This is a genomic window from Rhodococcoides corynebacterioides (genome assembly GCF_019834675.1).
Taxonomy (GTDB): domain Bacteria; phylum Actinomycetota; class Actinomycetes; order Mycobacteriales; family Mycobacteriaceae; genus Rhodococcoides; species Rhodococcoides corynebacterioides_A.
Genome location: NZ_JABUBU010000002.1, coordinates 376750 through 400070, shown reverse-complemented (window position 1 = coordinate 400070; position 23321 = coordinate 376750). Strand labels below are relative to the sequence as shown.

The following is a 23321-nucleotide window of genomic DNA, read 5'->3' as shown; positions in this document are numbered from 1 at the left end:
AGGATCTCCGGGGCCGTCGGTGCGGTTACCGGGAACCGGCCGGCCGCACGAGCCCGTGGACCACCAGGCCGGACACCAGGGACACCGCGCCCGGCATCAGCTCGTCGGCGTCGACGCCGCGCGCCGCGGCCAGCAACTCCACCACGTCGCCCAGGGGCAGACCGTCCGCGCGCAACCCGGCGAGCAGCGTGGCACCGTCCTCGTCGATCTCGTGCTGCCAGGCGGGACCGTCGCCGCGGTGGACCCGACGCACCACCGTCGACCAGCCGCCGTCGGGGTCGGGGAGCGCGACGTTCTCGTACGCGGTGGCGGGGTCGACCGTGAACCGTTCGGCCACGAGGTCGTGTGTCCGCAGCCAGTCGAGACGGTCGAACACGTCGAGGGCCTCGTCGCCCAGCGGGTCCGCGAGGCCGTGGCGCAGGTCCTCCGCGAGCACGCTCGTCGGTCGGTCGGTGCGCCGCAGGTAGACGAACCCGAATCCGACCCCGGTGACGTCGGCGTCCTCGAGTCGGCTCAGCCAGCGCTCGGCGAGCGCGTCGGCCGCCGGCGTGCGAGGGTCGAGTCCGCCGTCGCGCAGCCAGGTGCCGACGTGCAGAGCCGGATCGGCGACGTCGCGCTGCACGATCCAGGCGTCGACGCCGTGGTCCGGGAGCCAGGACGCCACCCGCGAGCGCCAGTCCTCGCCGTCGACGTGGATCCAGGCCGCCAGCAGGGCGGCAGTGCCGCCGAGATGCAGGTGGTCCGGCGCGGTCGACACGACCAGCCGACTCGCCCCGTCGAGGTCGAGGCCGGAATCACGGTAGGAGTGCGTGACGTCGCCCGTCCCCACGACGAACGGGGGATTGGCGACGATGCGGTCGAAGCGGCGGCCGACCACCGGCTCGAACCACGGCCCGGCCAGTACCTCGACCGAGGTCCGGTTCAGCGCCGCGGTCACGCGCGCCAGCACGACGGCGCGGGCGGACAGGTCGGTGGCCGTGACCCGGTCCGCGTACGTGGACCCGTGGACGGCCTGGACACCGCAGCCGGTCCCGAGGTCGAGGAGGGACACCGGGCCGTCGGTGCGGGTCGGTGTCGCCCGGACCAGGGACAGCGAGGCGTGGCCGACCCCGAGCACGTGGTCCGACCCGATGGGCACGTCGCGGGTGCTGCCGTCGATGTCGGACACCACCCAGCGCGTGCCGTGGCCGAGGTCCAGCGGTCGCACGTCGAGCAGCGCGCGCACGGTACCCTCGGCGTCACCGGCGAGAAGCCCGGCCCGCTCGGCGTCGGCCCGCTCGACCGGTGCGAGGGCCGCCCGCGCCGCGTCCGCGTCGACGTCGTCGGCCAGCAGGAACAGGCGGATCAGGGTTCCGAGCTCGCCGAGGTCTCGGCACCGGCGGCGGACGGGCGTGGGTTCACCGCGGCCGAGTGCGTCGTGCACCTCGGACTCCAGGCCGGCGAGGACACCGTCGGCGGTGAAGCCGGTGCGCGCGAACGCCTCACGCAGCGGGTGCGTGAGGCGGAGCAGCGCGTCCTCGTCGATCGCAGGAGAAGCGGTCGGACGCGGGGCGTCGGTGTCACTGGGACGCGAAGCGTCGGTGTCACTGGGACGCGAAGCGTCGGAATCGGTCACGGCGACGAGCGTATCGACCCGCGCCGACCCGCCCGGCGAGTCAGGTCGCGGCCGTCCCGGGGCTCTTCGCGGTCACCGCCGCGCGCGGGGGAGCGGCGGTCTCGTCGAGGTCCACGTCCACGGTCACGACGGGATGGCTCGTCGATTCCAGCGCCGTCGTGTTCTGCGCACGCCACCCGTAGCGGCTGGGCTCGTCGTCGGTCCGCGGCGGGCGGTCGTTCGCGATGAGCACCGCCATCCACGGCAGCGGGATCGAGACGCCGACGATCGCCATCGCGATCCACGGGTTCTGCCACGCCCCGTAGGACAGCGCCGCGAGAACCAGCGCGGGGATGCGGAAGGACATGATGAACAGGTATTTGCGGACACGCGCGCGGTGTTGTTCCTCGACCGACGTGTGTGCCTCGGTGATCAGAACCGCCCGGCGAACATCCTCTCGGGCGGACTGGCGTGAGGTGCCGTCTTGTGCCATGACTCCACTGTGTCACTGTTGAACGAAGTGTGCAGTAATCCGGACCGTGACATGTCCGACGCCGTCGTCGGGAACAACCGTCATAATCGAACGATGAGCAGCACGCAGACCATCGAACGGCCCGATGTCTCCACCAACGAGACCACCGACGACGACACTCCCAAGTTCTTCCACTACGTCAAGAAGAACAAGATCGCCGAGAGCGCGGTCATGGGCACCCACGTCGTCGCGCTGTGCGGCGAGGTGTTCCCGGTGACCAAGTCGGCCAAGCCGGGATCCCCGGTGTGCCCGGAGTGCAAGAAGGTCTACGACGGCTTGCGCAAGGGCGACTGAGCCGTCTCCGGCCGGGCCGACCGACCGCGAGACGCCTCCGGTCGGTCGGCGCGGGCGTCCTGACGACCGAGCCGGACGGGCCCGGTGGCCAGCCGTCCGAGGGCGCCCGTCGCCGGTTCGACGGCCTTGGTGTTCACCCAGTCCTTCACCTGCTCGAGCCGGGACGCGCGCGCGGGCCAGAACTCCTGCACGGTCGCGTTGAACTCCGCGCCGAGGACCACGGCGAATCCGAGGAAGAACGTGAACAGCAGGAACGCGATCGGCGTGGCCAGCGCGCCGTAGGTGTAGCCGGTTCCGGTCACCCAGGACAGGTACGCGCGCAGCACCGCGCTCGCGATCATGAAGAACACGCCGGCCAGCAACGCCCCGCCGAGCAGACGGTGCCACGGCAGCGAGGTGTGCAGCGCCACCTTGTACAGCGTGGTGAGGCCGACGATCAGCAGCAGTCCCACGCCGGGGTAGTAGGCGACGTCGATGATGCTCGACCCGATCTCGTACCACGACGACGGCAGCACCCGGCCGATCATGGTCGGGCCCAGCGCGACCAGCGGCAGGACGAACACCGCGACGATCAGGAACCCCACGTAGAGCAGGAGCGCGAAGATCCGCTGCCACACCGGGTTGCGTGCGTCCTGCTGCCCGTGTGCGGCGACGATCGAGTCCACGAACGTCGAGATCGCCGACGACCCCGCCCAGAGCGAGAGCAGGAAACCCACCGACACCACCGGGCCGTGACCGCTCGCGAGGATGTCCCGCACCGTCGGACCGATGATTTCGTCGACCACGTTGTCGCTGAACACCGTGCCGCTGAACGTGAGGATCTTCGACTCGATGATGTCGAGGGTGTTCGGCCCGAACCAGGCCGCCACCGAGGTGAGGCTGCCGAGCAACGCCAGGATCAGCGGGGGCAGCGACAGGGTCTGCCAGAACGCCGCGGTCGCCGACTCGGAGAAGATCGAGTCGTCCCACGCCTTGCTCGCGGTGCGCACGAGCACGCGCCACGCCGTCCGGACGGGGCGAGCCGGCACCGGGCCGGTGCCGGGGACGTCGGACGCTTCGGGGACGTCGGACGCTGCCGAACCGTTGGACGCTGCCGAGCCGTCGGACGCTGCCGAGCCGTCGGGCACGGCGGTCACGGACTCGGTGGGCCGGTCGTTCTCGGGCGCGGACATGATCGCTCCAGCATGACGGACGGCGCGGGGAGATGCGGCGGTGCCGGGCGGCGTGTCACCCCGTCCTGGGGATTGGTCGGTCCGGCGCGCGGGCCGCTAGGGTTGCCCGCGGTGTGCAGAAGACGAGCGAGCCGGACGGGAGTTCCAGTGCCACGGACGGACCGACCTCTCGTGAGGCCGTGCGCGGAGTCGACTCGGGGCGGGGTGCGCCGATGACCGCCGGGGTGGACGACACACCGCGCGGCGCCACGGGTCCGGCGGGAGTGTCCCTGCCGCCGCTGCGCGCGTGGCAGCGGCGGGCGCTGACGAAGTACCTCACCAGCGGGCCACGAGACTTCCTCGCCGTCGCGACGCCCGGCGCGGGCAAGACCACCTTCGCCCTCCGAGTGGCGCTCGAGCTGCTGGCGGATCGCACCGTGGACCGCGTGACGGTCGTCGCCCCGACCGAGCACCTCAAGCACCAGTGGGCGGAGGCGGCCGCCCGCGTGGGTCTGGCGTTCGACTCGCGCTTCTCCAACAGCACGGGGTCGACCTCGGCGGACTACCACGGCATCGTGGTCACCTACGCGCAGGTGGCGTCGCATCCCGCCCGGCACCGCGTCCGGACCGAATCGTTCCGCACCCTGGTGATCCTGGACGAGATCCACCACGGCGGTGACGCCAAGAGCTGGGGCGAAGGCATCCGGGAGGCCTACGGCGACGCGACTCGGCGCCTGGCGCTCACCGGTACGCCCTTCCGCAGCGACGACAGCCCGATCCCGTTCGTGTCCTACGAGCCGGACGAGGAGGGCCTGCCGCGGTCGCGACCGGACCACAGCTACGGGTACGCCGACGCGCTGGCCGACGGCGTCGTGCGTCCGGTGGTGTTCCTGGCCTATTCGGGCGAGGCGCGGTGGCGCAACAGCGCCGGCGACGAGTTCTCCGCTCGACTCGGCGAGCCGCTCAGCGCCGAGCAGACCGCCCGTGCGTGGCGCACGGCGCTCGACCCGTCGGGGGAGTGGGTGCCGTCCGTGCTCTCGGCGGCCAACACCCGGCTGCACCAGTTGCGTGCCGGCGGCATCCCCGACGCCGGGGGCCTCGTCATCGCCTCGGACCAGACCACGGCACGCGCGTACGCGGGCATCCTCGAAACGCTCACCGGTGAGATGCCCACGGTGGTGCTGTCCGACGACCCGACGTCGTCGTCACGCATCGCCGAGTTCGGCGCCGGCACGTCGGCGTGGATGGTGGCGGTACGCATGGTGTCCGAGGGAGTCGACGTGCCGCGCCTGGCCGTCGGCGTCTACGCCACCAGCGCTTCGACGCCGCTGTACTTCGCGCAGGCGATCGGGCGCTTCGTGCGCTCGCGCCGCAAGGGCGAGACCGCCAGCGTCTTCCTTCCGTCCGTGCCGGTGCTGCTGGACCTCGCGAGCAAGCTCGAGGCGCAACGCGACCACGTGATCGGCAAGCCGCATCGCGAGAAGGACGGTCTGGACGACGACCTGCTTGCGGACGCGAACCAGCAGAAGGACGAACCGGGCGAGGAGGAGAAGGCGTTCACCGCCCTGGGCGCGGACGCCGAGCTCGACCAGGTCATCTTCGACGGCTCGTCCTTCGGTACGGCCACGTTCTCCGGCAGCGACGAGGAGGCGGACTACCTCGGCCTGCCCGGCCTGCTCGACGGGAACCAGATGCGCGCGTTGCTGCGTAAGCGTCAGAGCGACCAGCTCGCGAGCCCGGCCCGCGCCGAAGCGCCGGCCCCGACGCCCGCGCGGGCGGCCGAGAGTCGGGCGGGCGACGCCGCCAAGCTCGCGGATCTGCGCAAGGAACTGAACTCTTTGGTCGCGATGCAGCATCACCGGACCGGCAAGGCGCACGGCATCATCCACGGCGAACTGCGCCGTACGTGCGGCGGGCCGCCGACGGCCATCGCGACGGCCGAACAGCTCACCGAACGTATCGCCGCCCTGCGCTCCTGGTGACGGGGCGCCGCAACGACGAACGGCGGGCGACCACCGAGGTGGTCGCCCGCCGTTCGCGGGTGGAGCGGGGCCGTCAGGCCATCGCGTCGGCATCCGTCACGATGGTCGCGTTCATCTCGCGGAGGCGGTCCTCGTGCTCGTTGGCGTGGTGGCGGCAGAAGAGAAGCTCACCGCCGGTGGCGAGGACGGCGCGCACCCGTGCGCCTGCGCCACAGCGGTCGCATCGATCCGCCGCTGTGAGGGTCGTGTCTGTCATCAATCCGGGCATGACGCCTCCGTACTGACCGCGAAAGCACGGTCCTGGGATCGGTCCTCCGCGCCGGTGCGACGCGGTTCGTTCACTCTGTCAGACGTATAGCCGCCATGCGGTGTTCCCACGCAGGACACGATGTGTCGTCACTAACACGAAACATGCTGGCCAGGGCCTCGGCTGCTCGAGACGTTCGCTGAGGGCAGAACGCGACGGCCCCGTCGGACCCGGCTCGGGGGTCGACCCCGCCGTCTCGCTAGCGTGCTCCCTCGTGGCCTCCGACACGTCGCGTACCGCACCGCGCACCTTCCCCGGGTGGGCGGTGCCCGGCGTGTTCGTCGTCGGCGCGGTGGCCCAGTACCTCGGCGCCGCGGTCGGCGTGTTCCTGTTCGACACCACCTCGCCCACCACCGTCGCCTGGCTGCGAGCCGCCGGGGCGGCGGTGATCCTGCTCGCCTGGCGTCGGCCGTGGCGCACGCGGTGGACGCGCCGGTCGGTCCTGGCCGCAACGGGATTCGGCGTGGTGACCGTCGCGATGAACCTGGCGTTCTACGAGGCGATCGCCCGGATCCCGCTCGGAACGGCGGTGGCCGTCGAGTTCCTCGGCCCGGTGGCGGTGGCCGCACTGGGTTCCCGACGTCCTCGCGACGTCCTGTCGCTGGCGTTGGTGATCGTGGGCGTCGCCCTGGCCGCGGGCGCGACCGGGGACGTCGGCGCCGTCGGGGTGGCGTTCGCGCTGACCGCGGCCGCCCTGTGGGCGGCCTACGTGGTGCTCGGCACCGTGGTCGCCGACGCCGGACGCGGGCTCGATTCGCTCGCCGTCGGCATGGGCGCGGCGACCGTCCTCCTGGCACCGATCGGCCTGACGCCGCAGCTGCTCGCCGACCCCGGTGTGTTCGCGCACCCCGCCACGTGGGCGCTGGGGCTGGGCATCGGCCTGCTGTCGTCGGTGGTGCCGTACGCGCTCGACCAGGTGGTCCTGCGGTCGGTGGGCCGCGCACGCTTCGCGCTCCTGCTGGCCCTGCTGCCCACCACGGCGACGGTGGTGGGCTTGGTGGTCCTCGGTCAGCTCCCCGAGATCACCGAGGCGGTCGGCATCGCCTTCGTCGTGGTCGCGCTGATGCTCGGCGGCGTGGACCGCCGCCCCCGCCCTGCCGATCCACCCCGCTCTGCCGATCCACCCCGCCCTGCCGATCCGCCCCCGACGCGGGCACCGAAAGGACTCACGTGACCGAACTTCTGCACCTCTGCACGCAGGACGAGTGGGCCGGGTATCGCGCCGCCGGCGAGATCGCCCCGCCGTCGCTGGCGACCGACGGCTTCGTCCACCTCTCCACCGCCGAGCAGGTGCACCTGCCCGCGAACCGGCTCTTCCGCGGCCGCACGGACCTGCTGGTGCTCCGTGTCGACGCCGCCGCGTTGCCGGGCGAGGTGCGGTGGGAACCCGGGGTGCCGGGCGATCCGGAATCGATGCGGTTCCCGCATCACTACGGGCCGATCCCGGTCGGCGCCGTACGCCGGGTGGACGCACGACCGCCCGGTGACGACGGCTCGTTCGGCGGGTGACGCCGAGCCGTGGTCACCGGGCGGTGAACGAGGCGGTGCTGCGGGTGCTCAGTCCAGGTAGTCGCGCAGAACCTGGGACCGGCTGGGGTGGCGCAGCTTCGACATGGTCTTGGACTCGATCTGCCGGATGCGCTCGCGCGTGACTCCGTAGACCTGGCCGATCTCGTCGAGGGTGCGCGGCTGCCCGTCGGTGAGACCGAAGCGCAGACGGACCACGCCGGCCTCGCGCTCGGAGAGCGTCTCGAGCACGGACTGCAGCTGATCCTGCAGGAGCGTGAACGACACGGCGTCGACCGCGACCACGGCCTCCGAGTCCTCGATGAAGTCGCCGAGCTGGCTGTCGCCCTCGTCGCCGATGGTCTGGTCCAGCGAGATGGGCTCACGCGCGTACTGCTGGATCTCCAGCACCTTCTCCGGCGTGATGTCCATCTCTTTCGCCAGCTCCTCCGGCGTGGGCTCGCGGCCCAGGTCCTGGAGCAACTCGCGCTGGATGCGGCCGAGCTTGTTGATGACCTCGACCATGTGCACCGGGATGCGGATGGTGCGGGCCTGATCGGCCATGGCGCGGGTGATGGCCTGACGGATCCACCACGTGGCGTAGGTCGAGAACTTGTAGCCCTTGGTGTAGTCGAACTTCTCGACCGCGCGGATCAGGCCGAGGTTGCCCTCCTGGATCAGGTCGAGGAAGGCCATGCCGCGGCCGGTGTAGCGCTTGGCCAGCGAGACCACCAGGCGGAGGTTCGCCTCGAGCAGGTGGTTCTTGGCGCGGTTGCCGTCGCGGCAGATCCAGTTCATGTCCCGGCGCTGCGCGACGGGGAGCTTCTCGCCCTTCTCGGCGGACTCGGCCATCAGCTGCGTGGCGTACAGACCCGCCTCGATGCGCTTGGCCAGCTCCACCTCCTCCTCGGCGTTGAGGAGGGCGACCTTGCCGATCTGCTTGAGGTAGGCGCGGACCGAGTCGGCCGACGCGGTGAGCTCGGCGTCCTTGCGGGCCTGACGCAGCGCCTCGGACTCCTCCTCGTCCCACACGAAGTCGCCCGACGCCTTGTCCTCGGCCGTGGGCTCGGCGGTGGCCTCGTCCTCGCCGTCCTCACCGACGGCGACGACCTCCACCACGTCGGACTCGGCGGCGAGTTCGCCTTCGGGCACGTCGAGGTCGGCGATGTCCGAGGGGTTCTCGTCCGCGTCCTCGGCGGGCGCGGCGGCGGCGCCGGCCTTCTTGGCGGGGGCCTTCTTCGCCGCGGTCTTCTTCGCGGCGGCGCCGCGCGGGGCGGCCTTCTTGGCGGGGGCCTTGCGGGCCGCCTTCTTGGCGGGAGCCTTCGCAGGTGCGGCGACCGCAGCGTCCGCGGTGTCGGTCGCGGTCTCTACGGTCTGACGAATGTCGGTGGCTGCCACGTACGCCCTTTCGTGACGGTGTCGTGCGGCGTCACGCCAGAGTGTTCTTCCGGCGGAGAGGTCTCTCGGATTACCCTGCCGTCGCGGCCGGGGCGTGGACCATTGTAACGACCGCGCGGCACTGTCGGAGACCGCGCGAGTCGAGGGCGGTTCTCAGGGCGCCACGCGGGAGGTCGCGGCGAGTGCGGCACCCACGATGCCGGCGGTGTTGCGCAGGGTCGCGGGCTGGACGGGGGTGCGGTTGGTGAGCAGCGGGATCCACTTCTCGGCCTTGCGGCTGATACCGCCGCCGGCGATGAACAGGTCCGGCCAGAACAGGTCCTCGACGCGCTGCAACACGCGGGAGACCTCCTTGGCCCACTGCTTGTAGGAGAGGTCGTTCTCCTCCTTGACGCGGGACGCGGCGCGGTGCTCGGCCTCCTTGCCGTCGACCTCCATGTGCCCGAGTTCGGTGTTGGGCAACAGAACACCGTTCTGCAGGATCGCCGACCCGATTCCCGTGCCGAACGTCAGCAGGATCACCACGCCCTTGGTGTCCCGGCCGCCGCCGAACTTGTCCTCGGCGATGCCCGCGGCGTCCGCGTCGTTCAGCACCGTCACCCCGCGGCCGTCGAGATGCTCGGAGAACAGGGCACCCGCGTCCGTGCCGATCCAGGCCTGGTCGACGTTGGCCGCCGTGCGCGCGATGCCGCCGGTCACAACGCAGGGGAGGGTGATGCCGACGTCGCCGGTCCACTCGAAGTGGTCGACGATCGCGCGCACCGTCTCGGCCACGGCCTGCGGCGTCGACGGCTGCGGCGTCTCGATCTTGTGCCGCTCACCGATCAGCTCACCGGTGGACAGGTCGACGATGCCGCCCTTGACACCACTGCCGCCGACGTCGACACCGAAGCCTCGGCCCGCGGGCGCGGTGCCGGTCCGGTCGGCGATGGAGACGGGTCCGGGTTCGGTGGGGCCGTTCGACATGCGTGCATCCTCCTCGGGCAGCGGGCGAGCGGAACCGGCGCTCGCGGATCACCCTAGTTGTCGTCGGCGGTACGGGGCGGCGCGGCGGTCGCGGATGTGGTCGGATTGGCCGGTGACCTCGCCCGTGGATCCTTCCTCTCCCGCCGACCGCACCGTGACCCCCGGTGACACCGCCGACGATCCGGAGACGCTGCGGCGCATCGCCGTCGAGGTGGCGCGCGACGCGGGCCGGCTCGTCGCCCGACGTCGCCCGGAGGTGTTCGGCCCGCGCGGCGCGGCGGCCGACGCCGTGCAGTCGAAGTCGACGCGCACCGACCCGGTCACCGTGGTGGACACCGAGGCCGAACACCGGGTGCGCGAACTGCTCCGGACGTACCGGCCCGACGACGACGTCCTCGGCGAGGAGGGCGGCGGGGCCGTGCGCGCGCCGTCGGGGGTGCGCTGGGTGGTGGACCCGATCGACGGCACCGTCAACTTCCTCTACGGCCTGCCCGCCTACGCGGTGTCGGTCGCCGCGCAGGTGAACGGTACGTCCGTCGCCGGTGCGGTCGAGGACGTCGTGGGACGACGGACGTACGCGGCCGCGCGCGGCGGCGGAGCGTGGGTCAGCGAGGACGGCGGGGACTGGGTCCGGTTGTCCGTCACCGACGTCGACGACGTGTCGATGGCCCTGGTGGCGACGGGCTTCGGCTACGGAGCGGCGCGCCGCCGCCGGCAGGGCGAGGTGGTGAGCGGGCTGCTGCCCCGGGTGCGCGACCTGCGCCGGGTGGGATCGGCGGCGCTGGACCTGTGCATGGTCGCGGCCGGGCAGGTGGACGCGCACTTCGAACACGGCCTCTCGCCGTGGGACTGGGCCGCCGGAGCGCTCGTCGCGGCCGAGGCGGGCGCCGTGGTGCGTACGCCGTCACCGCACTCGCGCAGCAGCGACGGGGAGGTCACGGTGGCCGCGTCGCCGGGCGTCGCGGCGGCGTTCTCCGCCCTGCTCGACGAGCTCGGCGCGCTCGATCCCATCGCGGAGGATCCCGCGCGCTGACGTCGGCGGTTCTCGGCGGTCGTCGGGGTTGTCGGGTCGGTCGGGTCGGTCGGGTCGGTCGGGCCGTCAGCAGTCGACGGTGCGTGCCGCCTGCAGCAGATCCTGATCGAGCGCCGGTGCGGGTTGGCCGGGGGCGACCTCGGCGAGCGAGCGGACCACTTCCTCGCCGTCGGTGTTCGGCTGCAGCGCACGGAAGTTCGTGCCGAGCGCGAGGTCGACGGTGTCGTCGGCGCGATCGTCGCGCACGAACTCCGCGCACGGCGCCACCAGCGCGACGGTGCCGGCCGCGGCGGTGCCGGCCTCACCGAATCGGATCTGGGCGATGCACTGCATGTTCTGGTCGACGTAGACCGGGTCGTTGCCCACCTGGACGTCGGGGGCGCTGGCGTACCCGAAGTTGTTGAGGTCCGCGGCGATCTCCGCGGCCTGCCCGCCCTGCCCGTTGGCGTTGAACACCCGCACCTTCGTGGCGGCCAACGGCAGCGGCTCGGTCGCGTCCACGACGGTGCGATCGACCACCGTGCCGAGGGCGGCGGCGGTGGGTGCCGCGGGATCCGAGGGCGGCTGCGGGGAGTTGCACGCCACCGCCTCGGTGCCGGTCTCCGCCGCCGTCAGAACCCGCACCCACACGGCCGCACCCGCCAGCGCGAGCACCACCAGCACGATCAGGATCGGGGCGGGACGACGGCGGGGGAACGGCTTGCCGCGATCGTCGGTCGACGACCCTCGGGTGATGTACGAAACCACGTTGGCGGCTGCCCTTCCGTCGTCGGTCCCCGGCTGGGGCGGCGTGTCGCGATCACTGTAATCGTGACCGGGCCGACAGCGCCGACGAGCCCGACACGGCCGACGGGGCCGGGTGACGGCGGGTGCTTTCGATCCGGGCGGGCGTCGGCTATTGTCTGGCGGCCCGGTCAGGTACGGGCGGCTCGGCGGACCGTCCGCGGCGAACGGTCATCCGTCCGGGCCTCGGCTGCGAATGGTCGTTCGGACGCACCGCCCGGTGGGCGGCGAGGGGAAGCCTCGGGAACAACCTGACCCGATCGGCTGTTCGGCCACGAACACCGTTCGGAAGCACCACAGCGGTGCAGCCGAGGATGTACGCACACGAGGAACGAGTTCGTCGAACAAGAAGCGGTCGACGTCTTGCACATCCCCACGAAGGCGATCGAGAGGATCGGGCACCCATCCCGGTCCGGCAGGAAGGTAAGGGGACACGGTCATGGCTACCGATTACGACGCACCACGACGCACCGAATCCGACGACGTGTCGGAGGATTCGCTGGAAGAACTGAAGGCACGACGCAACGAGGCGCAGTCCTCCGTCGTCGACATCGACGAGACCGACACGGCGGAGTCGTTCGAACTGCCGGGCGCGGACCTCTCGGGCGAGGAACTCTCGGTCCGGGTCGTCCCGAAGCAGGCCGACGAGTTCACCTGTTCGAGCTGCTTCCTCGTTCATCACCGGTCGCGACTGGCCGAGGAGAACGGCGGCGCGCCGATCTGCCGGGACTGCGCTGCCTGATCCCGGCGTCACCCGTAGGAACCACGTACCGGGCACCCGACCACGTCGGGTGCCCGTTGTCGTCTCGGGCCCGGGCCGCCTCGGGGCCGGGCCGTCAGGCGCCGGGGACGAGCGCGGCGACCAGCTCCTCGGGACGTCGGGTGCTGATCAGCCAGTACGGCGTGGGGTCGTCCTCGTCGTCGAGGACGACCAGCGCCAGCGTCTTCACCCAGGACCGGTTGAGCACGTAGGCGGCGGGATCGAGTTGGCGTCCCAGCGCGGCGCTCTTCGCCGTGGCGGGAACGGCTGCGGCGCGCGAGACCACGGAGGCCGGGAGCGTGGCCTTCCCGGCGAGCAGGTACCGCTCGCCCCCCCGCTCCACCACCCGCACCCGGGTGCGTCCCAGGCGGGCGACGATCCACAGGGCGAACGGAACCAGGACCACGTAGGGCAACCAGGCCATGATGCCGGGTGACCCCAGGTGCACCTCGGCGGACAGAATCGCGGCGACGCCGACACCGGCGAACCAGTACCAGAGCGGCACGGTGAGCCGCTCGTCGTGCAGCACGGTCTCCGCGGCGTCGGTTCGATCGGTGCGACGCGTGTCGTTCTCTCCCACGATCCCCAGGGTAGTGCGTCGGGTGCGCGGGTCGGACGGCCGCGGACGGCCGGGTAACGTCGTCGATCGTGACCGACCCCCGCTCGGCTGGGTTCGACGACGGCGAGTGGGCCGTCTCGTTCCGCCGCCTCGACCCGTCCGTGCCCGCCCCGACTCGCGCGCACCACGGTGACGCGGGAGTGGACCTCACCGCGACCGAGGACGTCACCATCGCCCCGGGCGCCCGCGTGCTGGTCGGCACCGGCATCGCGGTCGCGTTGCCCGTGGGAACCGTGGGGCTGATCCACCCGAGGTCCGGTCTGGCGGCGCGCACGGGACTGTCGGTGGTCAACACCCCCGGCACCATCGACGCGGGGTACCGCGGCGAGATCAAGGTCTGCCTGATCAACCACGACCGCACGACCCCCATCGATCTGCGACGCGGCGATCGCATCGCGCAGCTGGTGGTGCAGCGGGTGGAGTTGCCGCGATTCGTCGAGGTCGACACCCTGGACGACACGACCCGCGGCGTCGGCGGATACGGCTCGAGTGGCGGCCACGCGGTGCTGGACGGGGCAGCGGACCACACGACGGACGGCGCGCGCGCGGACCACCCGGTGGTCGGCGCGAGCGAGAAGGAGTGAGCATGTTCGGCAGGAAGAAGCGCGACACCACCGAGACCGCGGAGGCCGAGGCACGGTCGTCGGCCCTCGATGCGGAGGCCGACGAGGACCTCGGTGCCGACGGCGCCGACGACTCCGTCGACGTGGCCGACGGGACCGCGGATCCGGACAGCGGTCCCTGGTCCATCGAGGACCGTGAGGGTGAGCGGGAGGAAATCGCGCAGGGTCGGCTGGACCTCGGTTCGGTGCTTCTGCCGCTCCCTGCGGGTGGTCAGTTGCAGGTCGAGATGACGCAGCAGGGCACTCCGCAGGCGGTGCACATCGTGACCCAGCACGGCCGCATCACGGTGGCGGCGTTCGCGGCCCCGAAGTCGCCCGGTCAGTGGCGTGAGGTGGCCACCGAGCTGGCCGACACGTTGCGACGGGACAACGCCTCGGTGTCCGTCGAGAGCGGCCCGTTCGGCCGTGAGGTGGTCGGCCTCACCGCCGGCGGTGAGCTTCGGTTCATCGGCGTCGACGGCTACCGCTGGATGATCCGCGGGGTCGCGACGGGCCCGGCGGGGTCCGTGGGGGCCGACTCGCCCCTGGTTCAGCAGGCACGGGCCGTGGTGGCGGGCACGATCGTCGACCGCGGGTCCGATCCGCATCCGGTGCGGACGCCGCTGCCGGTGACGTTGCCGCAGGCGCTCGCCCAGCAACTCGCGGCGGCGCAGCAACAGCAGGCCGCCCAGCAGGCAGCGGCCCAGCAGGCAGCGGCCCAGCAGGCCGCCCAGCAGCAGGCCGGGCAGCAACAGGCCGGCTCCCCGCACCCGGCGCCAGAGCCGGGCGAGGACCCGTCGGCCGGCGGGACTCGACGCGGCCCGTCCGGATCGGCGATGCAGCAACTCGGCTGACCCCAGCGGCGGCAGCACTGCCCGGGCCGGGCGGACGCCGGTCAGGGATGCGTCACCCGTGTCCAGGCGTCGAGTGCGCAGCGTCCGAGCACGGCCGGCTCTCGGCCGACGTCGTCGAGCGTCGTCGTGGCCATCGCCGCACGGCGCAGCGCCGACGTCCACCGATGCGCGACGTCGACGGGATGAACCGGGTCGTTCGTCACCCCCACGACGGCGACGGGAATCGCGAGCGCGGCGAGGTCGGCCTCCGTCGGTGAGCGGTGGGCGGCGGCCTCCTCGAGCGCGTCCGGCAGGTGCGGCCACTGCGCCCGCCACGACCGTGCCAGCGTGCGCGCCAGCCAGGCCGGGCTGGTGGCGGCCATGCCGTCGAGGGTGACCTCGAGTCCGTCGCGGCGCAGCATCGCCGCCGACGTCCGGGCCAGCACGGCGGCCGGAGCGGAGTCCGGTGCGCCCGTCCACGCCGGCATCACGGCGACCACACCGTCGACGCCCGCGTCGTCGCCCGCGCTGTCGCCCGCCTCTCTGCCCGCCGCACCCGCCCGCGCGTCGCTCCCGCCGTCGAGCACCCAGCGCACCGCGACCGCGGCGCCGATCGACACACCCCCGACGAGGAGGCGGTGCCCGGGGTGCTCGGCGCGCGCGTCCCGCGCGGCGTCGCCGAGGGCCCGTCGATATCCCGCGACCAGATCGTCCGGCTCGGGCTCGATCGCCCGCAGCCGCCAGTGCGCCGCCGTCGCCGCGGCCTGGAACGCCGTCCGGACGAACGCCGCGTCGGATCCGGTGCCCGGCAGCATCACCAGCGTGGTGTCGGTCACGACCGGGGGCTCCTTCGTCCGTGGTGGGGGCCTGCCGGCAGCGTGACCGAGCAGACGTTCGAGGGGTGTGGTGGGCGGTGCGGCCGGGGTCTACAGTGGCGCTGACAGAAGCGAAACACCAGTCGCGGACCGCCCGCGTGAACGCTCCAGGAGCAACCATGGCACCCGCTGCCGCAGGATACTTCCGCCGCATGGCTCGGAAGTTGACCGAGGACATCGACCAGCTCGATGCCGAGGACATGGAGTCGGAGTCGAGGGCGTCCGGTGCACAACGGGCCTGCGACTGTTCCCGCGGTGACGAGGTCACCATGATCGGCCGCCTCCGCAGTGTCGAGGCGTGCAGCAAGTCCGCGAACGCCGCCGTGCAGGCCGAGTTCTTCGACGGGACCGACACGCTGTCGCTCGTCTGGATGGGCCGCCGCAAGATCGCGGGTATCGAGTCCGGAACGCAGCTCCTCGTCCGCGGCCGGGTCGGCGAGCGCGACGGACGCAAGGTCATCTACAACCCGTACTACGAGCTCCGGTCCGGAGACTGACGCACCGCTCGGAGTTCGGGTGCCCGGTCTGGCAGGGTGAGCAGACATGAGCGACGCCCCGAAGATCGACACCGACGCCCCGCCGCCGACCGTGCTCGCGCAACTCGGCGGCGTGAGCGGCCTCGTCTTCTCCACCCTGCCGGTTCTGGTGTTCGTCCCCGTGAACGCGGTCGCGGGCCTGACGGTGGCCGTGTGGTCCGCGCTCGGACTCGCCGTGGCCATCCTGCTCTGGCGCCTCGTGCGCAAGGATCCCGTCCAACCGGCGATCTCGGGCTTCTTCGGGGTGGCGGTGTGCGCGTTCATCGCCTATCGCACGGGCGATGCCAAGGGGTACTTCCTGTTCGGCATCTACACCTCGCTGGTCTACGGCGGGGTGTTCCTGGTGTCGATCCTGGTGCGGCGGCCCCTGGTCGGCCTCATCTGGGGGTACCTCAACGGCACCGCCAAGGAATGGCGGGGGCACGCGCGCGCCGTGCGGGCCTACGACATCGCGACGGCCGCCTGGGTGCTGGTGTTCGTGGCTCGGTACGTGGTGCAGTCGCGGCTCTACGACGCGGACGAGACGGGATGGCTCGCCGTCGCCCGCATCGCGATGGGGTGGCCGTTGGCGGCCGTCGCCTTCGGCGTCACGTTCTGGGCCGTGCGCCGGGCGGACCGCCTCGTCGCCGAGGCGGCCGAGTCGGACGTGCGCGAGTCGGTGGCGCGGGAATCAGGGACGCGCGAGTCCGAGGCAGGCACGTAGCTCGTCCTCGACGTCCACGGTGGTCACGAACAGCAGTTCGTCGCCGCCCTCGAGCGGGTCGTCGGCCTGCGGGACGATCACGCGTCCGCCGCGCAGGATGGTCACCAACGCGGCGTCGCGCGGCAGCGTGACCTTGCGGACCGGCTTGCCGGCCAGGGGAGTGGTCGCGGGCAGGGTGATCTCGACCAGGTTGGCCTTGCCCTGACGCAGGGTCATGAGGCGGACGAGGTCACCGACCGACACGGCCTCCTCGACCAGGGACGCCAGCATCCGCGGGGTGGACACGGCGACGTCCACGCCCCACGATCCGTCGAACAACCACTCGTTGCGGGGGTCGTTGACCCGCGCGACCACGCGGTCGATGCCGAACTCGGTCTTCGCCAGCAGGCTGAGCACCAGGTTGGCCTTGTCGTCGCCCGTCGCCGCGATGACGACGTCGTACGACTCGAGGCCGGCGTCCTCGAGGGTCGCCAGCTCGCACGCGTCGGCGTGCACCCACTCCGCCTCGACCACCGATTCCGGGTCGACGTGGTCGAGTTTGCGCTCGATCAGCAGGACGTGGTGGTCGGAACGCAGCAGCTCGCGGGCGATCGAACGGCCGACCGCGCCGGCTCCGGCGATGGCGACTCTCATGAACGGGATCCGTTTCTTCGGCGGGTCGAGGTGGGATGCCCGGGCCCGGGCGGCCCGCGGTCTCATTCCTCGGGGGGCGGGCTGCTCGCGAGGGCAACGGCCTCGGCGACCATGCCGTCGACGGCGGCGACCCACACCTCGTCGTCGGCCTGCAGCACGGTCTTGCGATCGGGGAGCAGCCCACTGCCGAAGCGGATGAGGAACGCCACCCGGGTGCCGGTGGTCTTCTCGAGCGTCGTGACGCTGCGGCCGACCCACCCGTCGGCAAGATCGAGTCGGGTGACCGCGACGTTGCCCGACGGGTCACGCCACTTGGTCCGCTCGTCGTCGTGGATGAGCGTGTGCAGGAAGCGATCGGTGGTCCACGGCACCGTCGCCACGGTGGGGATGCCCAGACGTTCGTACACCCGCGCGCGTTTGGCGTCGTAGATCCGGGCGACGACGCGCTCGACACCGAAGGTCTCACGGGCGACGCGGGCGGAGATGATGTTCGAGTTGTCGCCCGACGAGACGGCGGCGAGAGCGTCGGCGCGCTCGATACCCGCCTCCGTCAGCACGTCCCGGTCGAACCCCATGCCGGTCACCCGCTGCCCGGTGAAGGTGGATCCGAGGCGACCGAAGGCCGTGGGGTCGCGGTCGATGACGGCGACCTCGTGACCGAGGCGGGACAGGGCGGTGGCGAGCGAGGATCCGACTCGGCCGCACCCCATGACGACGACGTACAACGATTGCTCCGTTCGGGGCGTGGACTCGCGTGCTGGACCGACGCGCTCACGCTATCGGTCACCCTGCCCCCCGGTCGAGTCCGGCACGGCTTACGCTTCAGCCTGTGTCCAAGCTTTCGACGGCCACCAAGAGGCTGCTGCTGGGTCGGCCGTTCCGTAGCGACACTCTCGGTCACACGCTGCTGCCCAAGCGCATCGCGCTGCCCGTGTTCGCCTCCGACGCGATGTCGTCGGTCGCCTACGCGCCGGAGGAGATCTTCCTGGTGCTGTCGGTTGCCGGCATCACCGCGTACTCGTTCTCCCTGTGGATCGGCCTGGCCGTCGCCGTGGTGATGGCGGTGGTCGTGGCCAGCTATCGGCAGAACGTGCACGCGTATCCGTCGGGCGGTGGCGACTACGAGGTGGCCACCACCAACCTCGGGCCGACGGCCGGTCTGACCGTCGGCAGCGCGTTGATGGTCGACTACGTCCTCACGGTGGCGGTGTCCATCTCGGCCGCGGCGTCGAACATCGGGTCCGCGGTCCCGTTCGTCGCCGAGCACAAGGTGCTTTTCGCCGTCGCGGCGATCGCGACGATCACCGCGGTGAACCTGCGCGGCGTGCGCGAGTCCGGCACGGCGTTCGCCATCCCGACGTACGCGTTCATGGTGGGCATGTTCGTCATGCTGGCGTGGGGTCTGATCCAGGTCTTCGTGCTCGGGGAGGACGTGGCGGCCGAGTCGTCGGCCTTCGACCTGCAGGCCGAGGACAGTCACCTGTACGGCATCGCGTTCGCGTTCCTGCTGGCCCGGGCGTTCTCGTCGGGCTGCGCGGCCCTCACCGGTGTCGAGGCGATCTCCAACGGCGTGCCGGCGTTCCGCAAGCCGAAGTCGCGCAACGCGGCGACCACCCTGCTGCTCCTGGGCACGATCGGCGTCACGCTGCTCATGGGCATCATCGTGCTGGCGGAGAAGATCGGGGTGAAGTACGCGGCGGACCCGGCGACCCAGCTGATCGGCGCGCCGGAGGGCTACCAGCAGAAGACGTTGATCGCGCAGCTCGCGGAGGCGGTCTTCCAGGGGTTCAGCCCGGGCTTCTACTTCATCACGATCGTCACGGCGCTCATCCTGGTCCTGGCCGCCAACACCGCCTTCAACGGCTTCCCGGTGCTGGGCTCGATCCTCGCGCAGGACCGGTTCCTCCCGCGCCAGTTCCACACGCGCGGCGACCGCCTGGCGTTCAGCAACGGCATCGTCTTCCTCTCGGCCGCCGCCATCACGTTCGTCGTGGTCTTCGGCGCCGAGGTGACCAAGCTCATCCAGCTCTACATCGTCGGCGTCTTCGTCTCCTTCACCCTGAGCCAGACCGGCATGGTGCTGCACTGGACGCGGCTGCTGCGGGACGAGACCGACCCCGCGGCGCGACGGCGGATGGTGCGGTCGCGGGTGGTCAACGGCATCGGTCTGGCCATGACCGGCGTGGTGCTGGTGATCGTGCTGCTGACCAAGTTCCTGGCCGGCGCGTGGATCGCGATCGCGGCGATGCTGTTCATCTTCGGACTGATGAAGCTCATCCGGAAGCACTACGACTCGGTGACCGCCGAGCTGTCCGACGTCGAGTGGGACGGGGTGCTGCCCAGTCGTACGCACTCGATCGTGCTGGTGTCCAAACTGCACAGCCCGACGCTGCGCGCGCTCGCGTACGCCCGCGCCACGCGTCCGGACACGCTCGAGGCGATCACCGTCAACGTCGACGAGGCCGACACGCGTGCGCTGGTCCGCGACTGGGAGAAGAGCGACGTCACCGTGCCGCTCAAGGTCGTCGAGTCGCCGTACCGCGAGATCACCAAGCCGGTTCTCGACTACGTGCGACGGGTCAAGCGGGACTCTCCGCGCGACGTCGTCACCGTCTTCATCCCCGAGTACGTCGTCGGCCACTGGTGGGAGCAGGTCCTGCACAACCAGAGCGCGCTCCGGCTCAAGAGCCGCCTGCTGTTCCAGCCCGGCGTGATGGTGACCAGCGTGCCGTGGCAGCTCAACTCGTCCGAGCGCGCCAAGCGCGAGAGCCTGCAGAACGCGCCCGGCGGGTCCCGCCGGGGATACGAGTCGCCGCGTGAGCGCGGGGTCGACTCGCTGCGCGATCGGGGACCGGGCGCGTGAGCGAGTCCTGGACGGGCCGCGTGCTCGAGGTCGTCGTCGGCGCGCCGGGGCACGGCGGATTCTGCGTGGGGCGGCACGAGGGCCGGGTGATCTTCGTCCGGCACAGCCTGCCGGGGGAGACCGTGCGTGCCCTGGTCACCGAGGACACCGGGGGCAGCTTCTGCCGCGCCGACGCCGTGGAGATCGTCGACGCGTCGCCCGAGCGGATCGACCGCCTGTGCCCGATCGCGGGACCCGGCGGCTCCGGTTGCTGCGACCTGTCCCACGCCGGCGAGGCGGGGGCGAGAGCGTGGAAGGCGGCGGTGGTGTCCGACCAACTGCGCCGCATCGCGCACGTCGAGACCGACGTCGACGTCGAGACCTGGGGTGAGCGGACGGGGTGGCGCACCCGGCTGCGGCTCGGCGTGGGCGACGACGGCCGCGCCGGTTTCCACCGCGCGCGCAGTGCCGAGCTGGTCACCGACCTCGCCTGTCCGCAGTCGCCGGTCGCGGCCTACGACGGTCTCGCCGACCGAACCTGGACGCCCGGCGCCGATCTCGCGGTCGCGCTCGACTCCGACGACGAGCGGCACGTGGTCGAGATCGCGCCGCCGACGGCGTCGCCCACGTCCCGCGGCGGCGCGCGTCGGGGAGCGTCGTCCCGACGCGCCCGCCGGTCCGCGCCGCGCGCCCACCGCGTCGTCGTCGGATCGGGCCGCGCGAGGCAGCGCGTCGCCGATCGCGACTGGACGGTCGACGCGCAGGGCTTCTGGCAGGCCCACCGCCGTGCCCCGGACCGGTACTCGGCCGTGGTGCGGGAGTGGGCCGACGTCCGACCGGGCGACACGGTGTGGGACCTGTACGCCGGTGCCGGGGTCTTCGCGGCCGCGGTGGCGGACGACGCCGGGAGCACCGGCTCGGTGGTCGGCGTCGAGGCGTCGGCCGACGCCGTGCGCGACGGCCGCGCCGCGCTCACCGACCTCGCGGCCGTGGACCTACGCGCCGCCCCGGTGGAACGCGCGCTCGCCGACCTCCCGTCGAGCCCGGCGACGGTGATCCTCGACCCGCCGCGGGCGGGCGCCGGGAAGACCGTGGTGGCCGCCGTCGCGGACGCCGGGCCGCGCCGCGTGGTCCACGTCGGCTGCGACCCGGCCTCCTTCGCCCGCGACCTCGGCCTCTACCTCCGGCACGGCTACCGCCTCGAGCACCTGCGCGCGTTCGACGCGTTCCCGCTCACCAGCCACGTGGAGTGCATCGCCGCCCTCGTGCGCTGACGGGCTACTTGCGGTTGTAGAGCCGCATGGTGATGGGTCCGAACACCGCGAGCAGCCCCACCGACCAGATGCCCGTCCACATCAGCGCGGTCGTGTCCACGGCGCCGTCGCACACGCTGCGGAGCGTCGTCACCAGATGCGACACCGGGTTGACCTCGACGAAGGCCTGCAGCCACCCGGGCATGGTCGCGGGGTCGACGAAGATGTTGCTGGCGAAGGTGAGCGGGAACAGCACCAGCATGGACACGCTCATCACGGCGGTCTCGCTGCGCATCATGAGGGCGAACATCGTCCACACCCAGGACACGCAGAAGGAGAACGCGAGCAGAAGCGCCACCGCGATCACCACCCCCGGCAGACCACCGGCGGGACGGAACCCCAGCACGAGGCCCAGCAGCAGCACGATGGTCGACGCGAGGGTGTAGCGGACGACGTCACCGAGCAGCGCGCCCACGAGCGGCGCCGGCCGCCAGATGGGCAGCGAGCGGAACCGGTCGAAGACGCCCTTCTCGATGTCCCGGTTGAGCGTCATGCCGGTGTACATGGTGATCATGACGACCGTCTGCACCAGGATGCCCGGGAGCAGGAACTGGATGTACGCCCCGGTCGAGCCGGCCAGCGCGCCGCCGAACAGGAACGTGAACATCAGCGTGAACATGATCGGGAACATGGTCACGTCGAACAGCTGCTCCGGGACGTGCTTGATCTTCAGCAGCGCGCGCCACCCGAACGACAGCGCCGCCGAGGTCGAGGTGGGTCGCGGCGGACGCGGGCCGGACGACGCGAGCAGGTCGGCGACGGACGGGGTCGGGGTCGACGCGCGGGCGCCGGTGTCGGTGGTGGTCATGTCAGGACGCCTCCTGTTCGGCGGGGCGGCCGGTGAGGGCCAGGAAGACTTCGTCGAGGCTCGGCTGCCCGAGCGCGTAGGTGCCGATCTCGACGCCGGCCTCGTGCAGGGCGGTGAGGCCGCGTGCGACGGCGGCGGTGTCGTCGACGATCGAGGTCAACGCGGCGGGGTCCGCTTCCTCGACGACGTCGGTGTGCAGCGTCTCCCGCAGGATGCGGGCGGCGTCGGGTCGCACCGCCGGGTCCGCGACCCGCACGTGCAGGGAACCGGACCCCACCGACGCCTTGAGCTGACCGGTGGTGCCCTCGGCGATGACCCGACCGGAGTCGATGACCGCGACGCGGTCGGCGAGCTGATCGGCCTCGTCCAGGTACTGCGTGGTCAGCAGCACCGTGGTGCCGCCCGCCACCAGTGACCGCACGATCTCCCACACCTGGTTGCGGCTGCGGGGATCGAGGCCGGTGGTCGGCTCGTCCAGGAACATCAGCTCCGGGGTGACCACGAGGCCCGCGGCGATGTCGGCCCGACGCCGCATACCGCCCGAGTACGTCTTGACCTGCTTGCCGGCGGCGGCCGTGAGGTCGAACACCCGCAGAAGCAGGTCCGCACGCTCGCGGGCGGCGGGCCGGCTGTACCCGTGCAACCGGGACAGCAGGACGAGGTTCTCGTAGCCGGTCAGGTCCTCGTCGAGGGAGGCGAACTGGCCCGTCAACGACACGGCCGAACGGACGGCGTCGGGCTCGGTGGCCACGTCGTGGCCGAGGACGCGGGCGGAGCCGCCGTCGATGCCGGTCAGCGTGGCGAGCATGCGCATCGTGGTGGTCTTGCCGGCCCCATTGGGGCCGAGGACGCCGTAGACGCCGCCGCGCGGCACGGCGAGGTCCACCCCGTCGACCGCCACGGTGGAGCCGAACGTCTTGCGCAATCCGCTGGCCTCGATCGCGAGGTCGGTGCGCGCGGTCGACGCGGGGGTCGCGTCGTCGAGAATGGTGCGGTTCATGACGAGACAGACTCCTGCCGATCCGAGAACTCATCGCGGGGGCCGGGTGCGGCCGCCGCAGTCGTGAGGGGTGACGTGCACCCGGTCGAGCACATGGTGCGCGTGTCCGTGCGGGAATCGCAACGGATTTCCGGTCCGCCCGGTTCGATTCCGGTCCGACTCGGGGTCGGTACCGAATACGGGGTGACGGATCGAAGGGATCTTTCGGGGGCGGAGGACGACGAGTCGGCGCGGCCGGTAGTGAGGTGCGG

25 protein-coding genes are annotated in these 23321 nt (G+C 71.8%); 12 read left to right on the top strand and 13 right to left on the bottom strand.

Translation table 11 applies throughout. The features are described from left to right. Positions 1 to 25: 25 nt before the first annotated feature. Together HQ603_RS06205 and HQ603_RS06200 are read right to left on the bottom strand one after the other, a co-directional pair. Positions 26 to 1525: a DUF7782 domain-containing protein gene (locus HQ603_RS06205; protein WP_222683743.1), complete on the bottom strand. Its 1500-nt coding sequence runs from the start codon at positions 1523 to 1525 to the stop codon at positions 26 to 28. Positions 1526 to 1655: 130 nt separating this feature from the next. Beyond that, a complete protein-coding gene (locus tag HQ603_RS06200) occupies positions 1656 to 2087 on the bottom strand; it encodes a DUF3099 domain-containing protein (RefSeq protein WP_222683651.1) in 432 nt (143 codons plus the stop codon). Positions 2088 to 2180: 93 nt separating this feature from the next. Here HQ603_RS06200 and HQ603_RS06195 point away from each other — a divergent pair, with 93 nt between their 5' ends. Further along, a complete protein-coding gene (locus HQ603_RS06195; RefSeq protein WP_222683650.1) occupies positions 2181 to 2420 on the top strand; it encodes a DUF3039 domain-containing protein in 240 nt (79 codons plus the stop codon). On the opposite strand, the gene HQ603_RS06190 is transcribed toward HQ603_RS06195, so the two are convergent. Next, positions 2393 to 3415: a YihY/virulence factor BrkB family protein gene (locus HQ603_RS06190; RefSeq protein WP_371830977.1), complete on the bottom strand. Its 1023-nt coding sequence runs from the start codon at positions 3413 to 3415 to the stop codon at positions 2393 to 2395. The two genes, HQ603_RS06195 and HQ603_RS06190, sit on opposite strands and share 28 nt — an antisense overlap. 389 nt (positions 3416 to 3804) lie before the next feature. On the opposite strand from HQ603_RS06190, the gene HQ603_RS06185 reads away from it, so the two are divergent. Continuing rightward, positions 3805 to 5553, top strand: coding sequence for a DEAD/DEAH box helicase (locus HQ603_RS06185; protein ID WP_222683648.1), 1749 nt, complete (start codon positions 3805 to 3807; stop codon positions 5551 to 5553). A 73-nt stretch (positions 5554 to 5626) separates the two neighbouring features. On the opposite strand, the gene HQ603_RS06180 is transcribed toward HQ603_RS06185, so the two are convergent. Further along, a complete protein-coding gene (locus HQ603_RS06180) occupies positions 5627 to 5821 on the bottom strand; it encodes a DUF7455 domain-containing protein (RefSeq protein ID WP_068150802.1) in 195 nt (64 codons plus the stop codon). Positions 5822 to 6074: 253 nt separating this feature from the next. Here HQ603_RS06180 and HQ603_RS06175 point away from each other — a divergent pair, with 253 nt between their 5' ends. Together HQ603_RS06175 and HQ603_RS06170 are read left to right on the top strand one after the other, a co-directional pair. After that, positions 6075 to 7034 (top strand): EamA family transporter, encoded by a 960-nt coding sequence (locus HQ603_RS06175; protein WP_308126382.1) that lies wholly within the window; start codon positions 6075 to 6077, stop codon positions 7032 to 7034. Then, on the top strand, positions 7031 to 7369 hold the full coding sequence (locus HQ603_RS06170) for a DUF952 domain-containing protein (protein ID WP_222683647.1): 339 nt from the start codon (positions 7031 to 7033) through the stop codon (positions 7367 to 7369). Before HQ603_RS06175 ends, HQ603_RS06170 begins: the two co-directional genes overlap by 4 nt. Before the next feature lie 48 nt (positions 7370 to 7417). Here the strand turns inward: HQ603_RS06170 and HQ603_RS06165 are convergent, their stop codons facing one another. Next, positions 7418 to 8764, bottom strand: a complete 1347-nt coding sequence (locus HQ603_RS06165) for an RNA polymerase sigma factor (protein ID WP_222683646.1) — start codon at positions 8762 to 8764, stop codon at positions 7418 to 7420. A gap of 153 nt (positions 8765 to 8917) precedes the next feature. Next, positions 8918 to 9730, bottom strand: a complete 813-nt coding sequence (gene ppgK / locus HQ603_RS06160; RefSeq protein WP_222683645.1) for a polyphosphate--glucose phosphotransferase — start codon at positions 9728 to 9730, stop codon at positions 8918 to 8920. Between the two features lie 94 nt (positions 9731 to 9824). On the opposite strand from ppgK, the gene HQ603_RS06155 reads away from it, so the two are divergent. After that, positions 9825 to 10763 (top strand): inositol monophosphatase family protein, encoded by a 939-nt coding sequence (locus HQ603_RS06155; RefSeq protein ID WP_222683644.1) that lies wholly within the window; start codon positions 9825 to 9827, stop codon positions 10761 to 10763. A gap of 66 nt (positions 10764 to 10829) precedes the next feature. Here HQ603_RS06155 and cei read toward each other — a convergent pair whose 3' ends face one another. Beyond that, positions 10830 to 11510: an envelope integrity protein Cei gene (gene cei, locus HQ603_RS06150; protein ID WP_222683643.1), complete on the bottom strand. Its 681-nt coding sequence runs from the start codon at positions 11508 to 11510 to the stop codon at positions 10830 to 10832. A gap of 475 nt (positions 11511 to 11985) precedes the next feature. On the opposite strand from cei, the gene HQ603_RS06145 reads away from it, so the two are divergent. Further along, positions 11986 to 12288 carry a DUF4193 domain-containing protein gene (locus HQ603_RS06145; protein ID WP_068100871.1) on the top strand — a complete coding sequence of 101 codons (303 nt, stop codon included), beginning with the start codon at positions 11986 to 11988 and terminating at the stop codon, positions 12286 to 12288. A 94-nt stretch (positions 12289 to 12382) separates the two neighbouring features. On the opposite strand, the gene HQ603_RS06140 is transcribed toward HQ603_RS06145, so the two are convergent. Next, entirely contained in the window at positions 12383 to 12835 is a 453-nt protein-coding gene (locus HQ603_RS06140; protein ID WP_222683741.1) for a DUF3093 domain-containing protein, read from the bottom strand. 119 nt (positions 12836 to 12954) lie between these two features. Here HQ603_RS06140 and dut point away from each other — a divergent pair, with 119 nt between their 5' ends. Both dut and HQ603_RS06130 read left to right on the top strand, forming a co-directional pair. After that, positions 12955 to 13509 carry a dUTP diphosphatase gene (dut, locus tag HQ603_RS06135; RefSeq protein WP_222683642.1) on the top strand — a complete coding sequence of 185 codons (555 nt, stop codon included), beginning with the start codon at positions 12955 to 12957 and terminating at the stop codon, positions 13507 to 13509. Between the two features lie 2 nt (positions 13510 to 13511). Then, the gene (locus HQ603_RS06130; RefSeq protein WP_222683641.1) at positions 13512 to 14381 is read left to right on the top strand and encodes a DUF3710 domain-containing protein; all 870 of its coding nucleotides are present in this window, start codon (positions 13512 to 13514) and stop codon (positions 14379 to 14381) included. A 41-nt stretch (positions 14382 to 14422) separates the two neighbouring features. On the opposite strand, the gene HQ603_RS06125 is transcribed toward HQ603_RS06130, so the two are convergent. After that, positions 14423 to 15175 (bottom strand): alpha/beta hydrolase, encoded by a 753-nt coding sequence (locus HQ603_RS06125; protein WP_222683740.1) that lies wholly within the window; start codon positions 15173 to 15175, stop codon positions 14423 to 14425. Positions 15176 to 15354: 179 nt separating this feature from the next. Between HQ603_RS06125 and HQ603_RS06120 the strand changes: the two genes are divergently transcribed. Together HQ603_RS06120 and HQ603_RS06115 are read left to right on the top strand one after the other, a co-directional pair. Continuing rightward, entirely contained in the window at positions 15355 to 15732 is a 378-nt protein-coding gene (locus HQ603_RS06120; RefSeq protein WP_068100877.1) for an OB-fold nucleic acid binding domain-containing protein, read from the top strand. Positions 15733 to 15778: 46 nt separating this feature from the next. Continuing rightward, complete coding sequence (locus tag HQ603_RS06115; RefSeq protein WP_222683640.1) at positions 15779 to 16474, top strand: DUF3159 domain-containing protein; 696 nt, start codon at positions 15779 to 15781, stop codon at positions 16472 to 16474. Here HQ603_RS06115 and HQ603_RS06110 read toward each other — a convergent pair. Continuing rightward, on the bottom strand, positions 16442 to 17107 hold the full coding sequence (locus HQ603_RS06110) for a potassium channel family protein (RefSeq protein ID WP_222683639.1): 666 nt from the start codon (positions 17105 to 17107) through the stop codon (positions 16442 to 16444). The genes HQ603_RS06115 and HQ603_RS06110 overlap by 33 nt on opposite strands. 62 nt (positions 17108 to 17169) lie before the next feature. Then, positions 17170 to 17832, bottom strand: a complete 663-nt coding sequence (locus tag HQ603_RS06105) for a potassium channel family protein (protein ID WP_222683638.1) — start codon at positions 17830 to 17832, stop codon at positions 17170 to 17172. Between the two features lie 104 nt (positions 17833 to 17936). On the opposite strand from HQ603_RS06105, the gene HQ603_RS06100 reads away from it, so the two are divergent. Both HQ603_RS06100 and HQ603_RS06095 read left to right on the top strand, forming a co-directional pair. Further along, positions 17937 to 19970 carry an APC family permease gene (locus HQ603_RS06100; RefSeq protein WP_222683637.1) on the top strand — a complete coding sequence of 678 codons (2034 nt, stop codon included), beginning with the start codon at positions 17937 to 17939 and terminating at the stop codon, positions 19968 to 19970. Continuing rightward, positions 19967 to 21223 carry a class I SAM-dependent RNA methyltransferase gene (locus HQ603_RS06095; RefSeq protein ID WP_222683636.1) on the top strand — a complete coding sequence of 419 codons (1257 nt, stop codon included), beginning with the start codon at positions 19967 to 19969 and terminating at the stop codon, positions 21221 to 21223. The genes HQ603_RS06100 and HQ603_RS06095 overlap by 4 nt, the downstream gene beginning before the upstream one ends. Positions 21224 to 21227: 4 nt before the next feature. Here HQ603_RS06095 and HQ603_RS06090 read toward each other — a convergent pair whose 3' ends face one another. Together HQ603_RS06090 and HQ603_RS06085 are read right to left on the bottom strand one after the other, a co-directional pair. Further along, positions 21228 to 22070 carry an ABC transporter permease gene (locus HQ603_RS06090; RefSeq protein ID WP_222683635.1) on the bottom strand — a complete coding sequence of 281 codons (843 nt, stop codon included), beginning with the start codon at positions 22068 to 22070 and terminating at the stop codon, positions 21228 to 21230. A 1-nt stretch (position 22071) separates the two neighbouring features. Then, positions 22072 to 23070 (bottom strand): ATP-binding cassette domain-containing protein, encoded by a 999-nt coding sequence (locus HQ603_RS06085; protein ID WP_222683634.1) that lies wholly within the window; start codon positions 23068 to 23070, stop codon positions 22072 to 22074. Between the last annotated feature and the right edge of the window lie 251 nt (positions 23071 to 23321).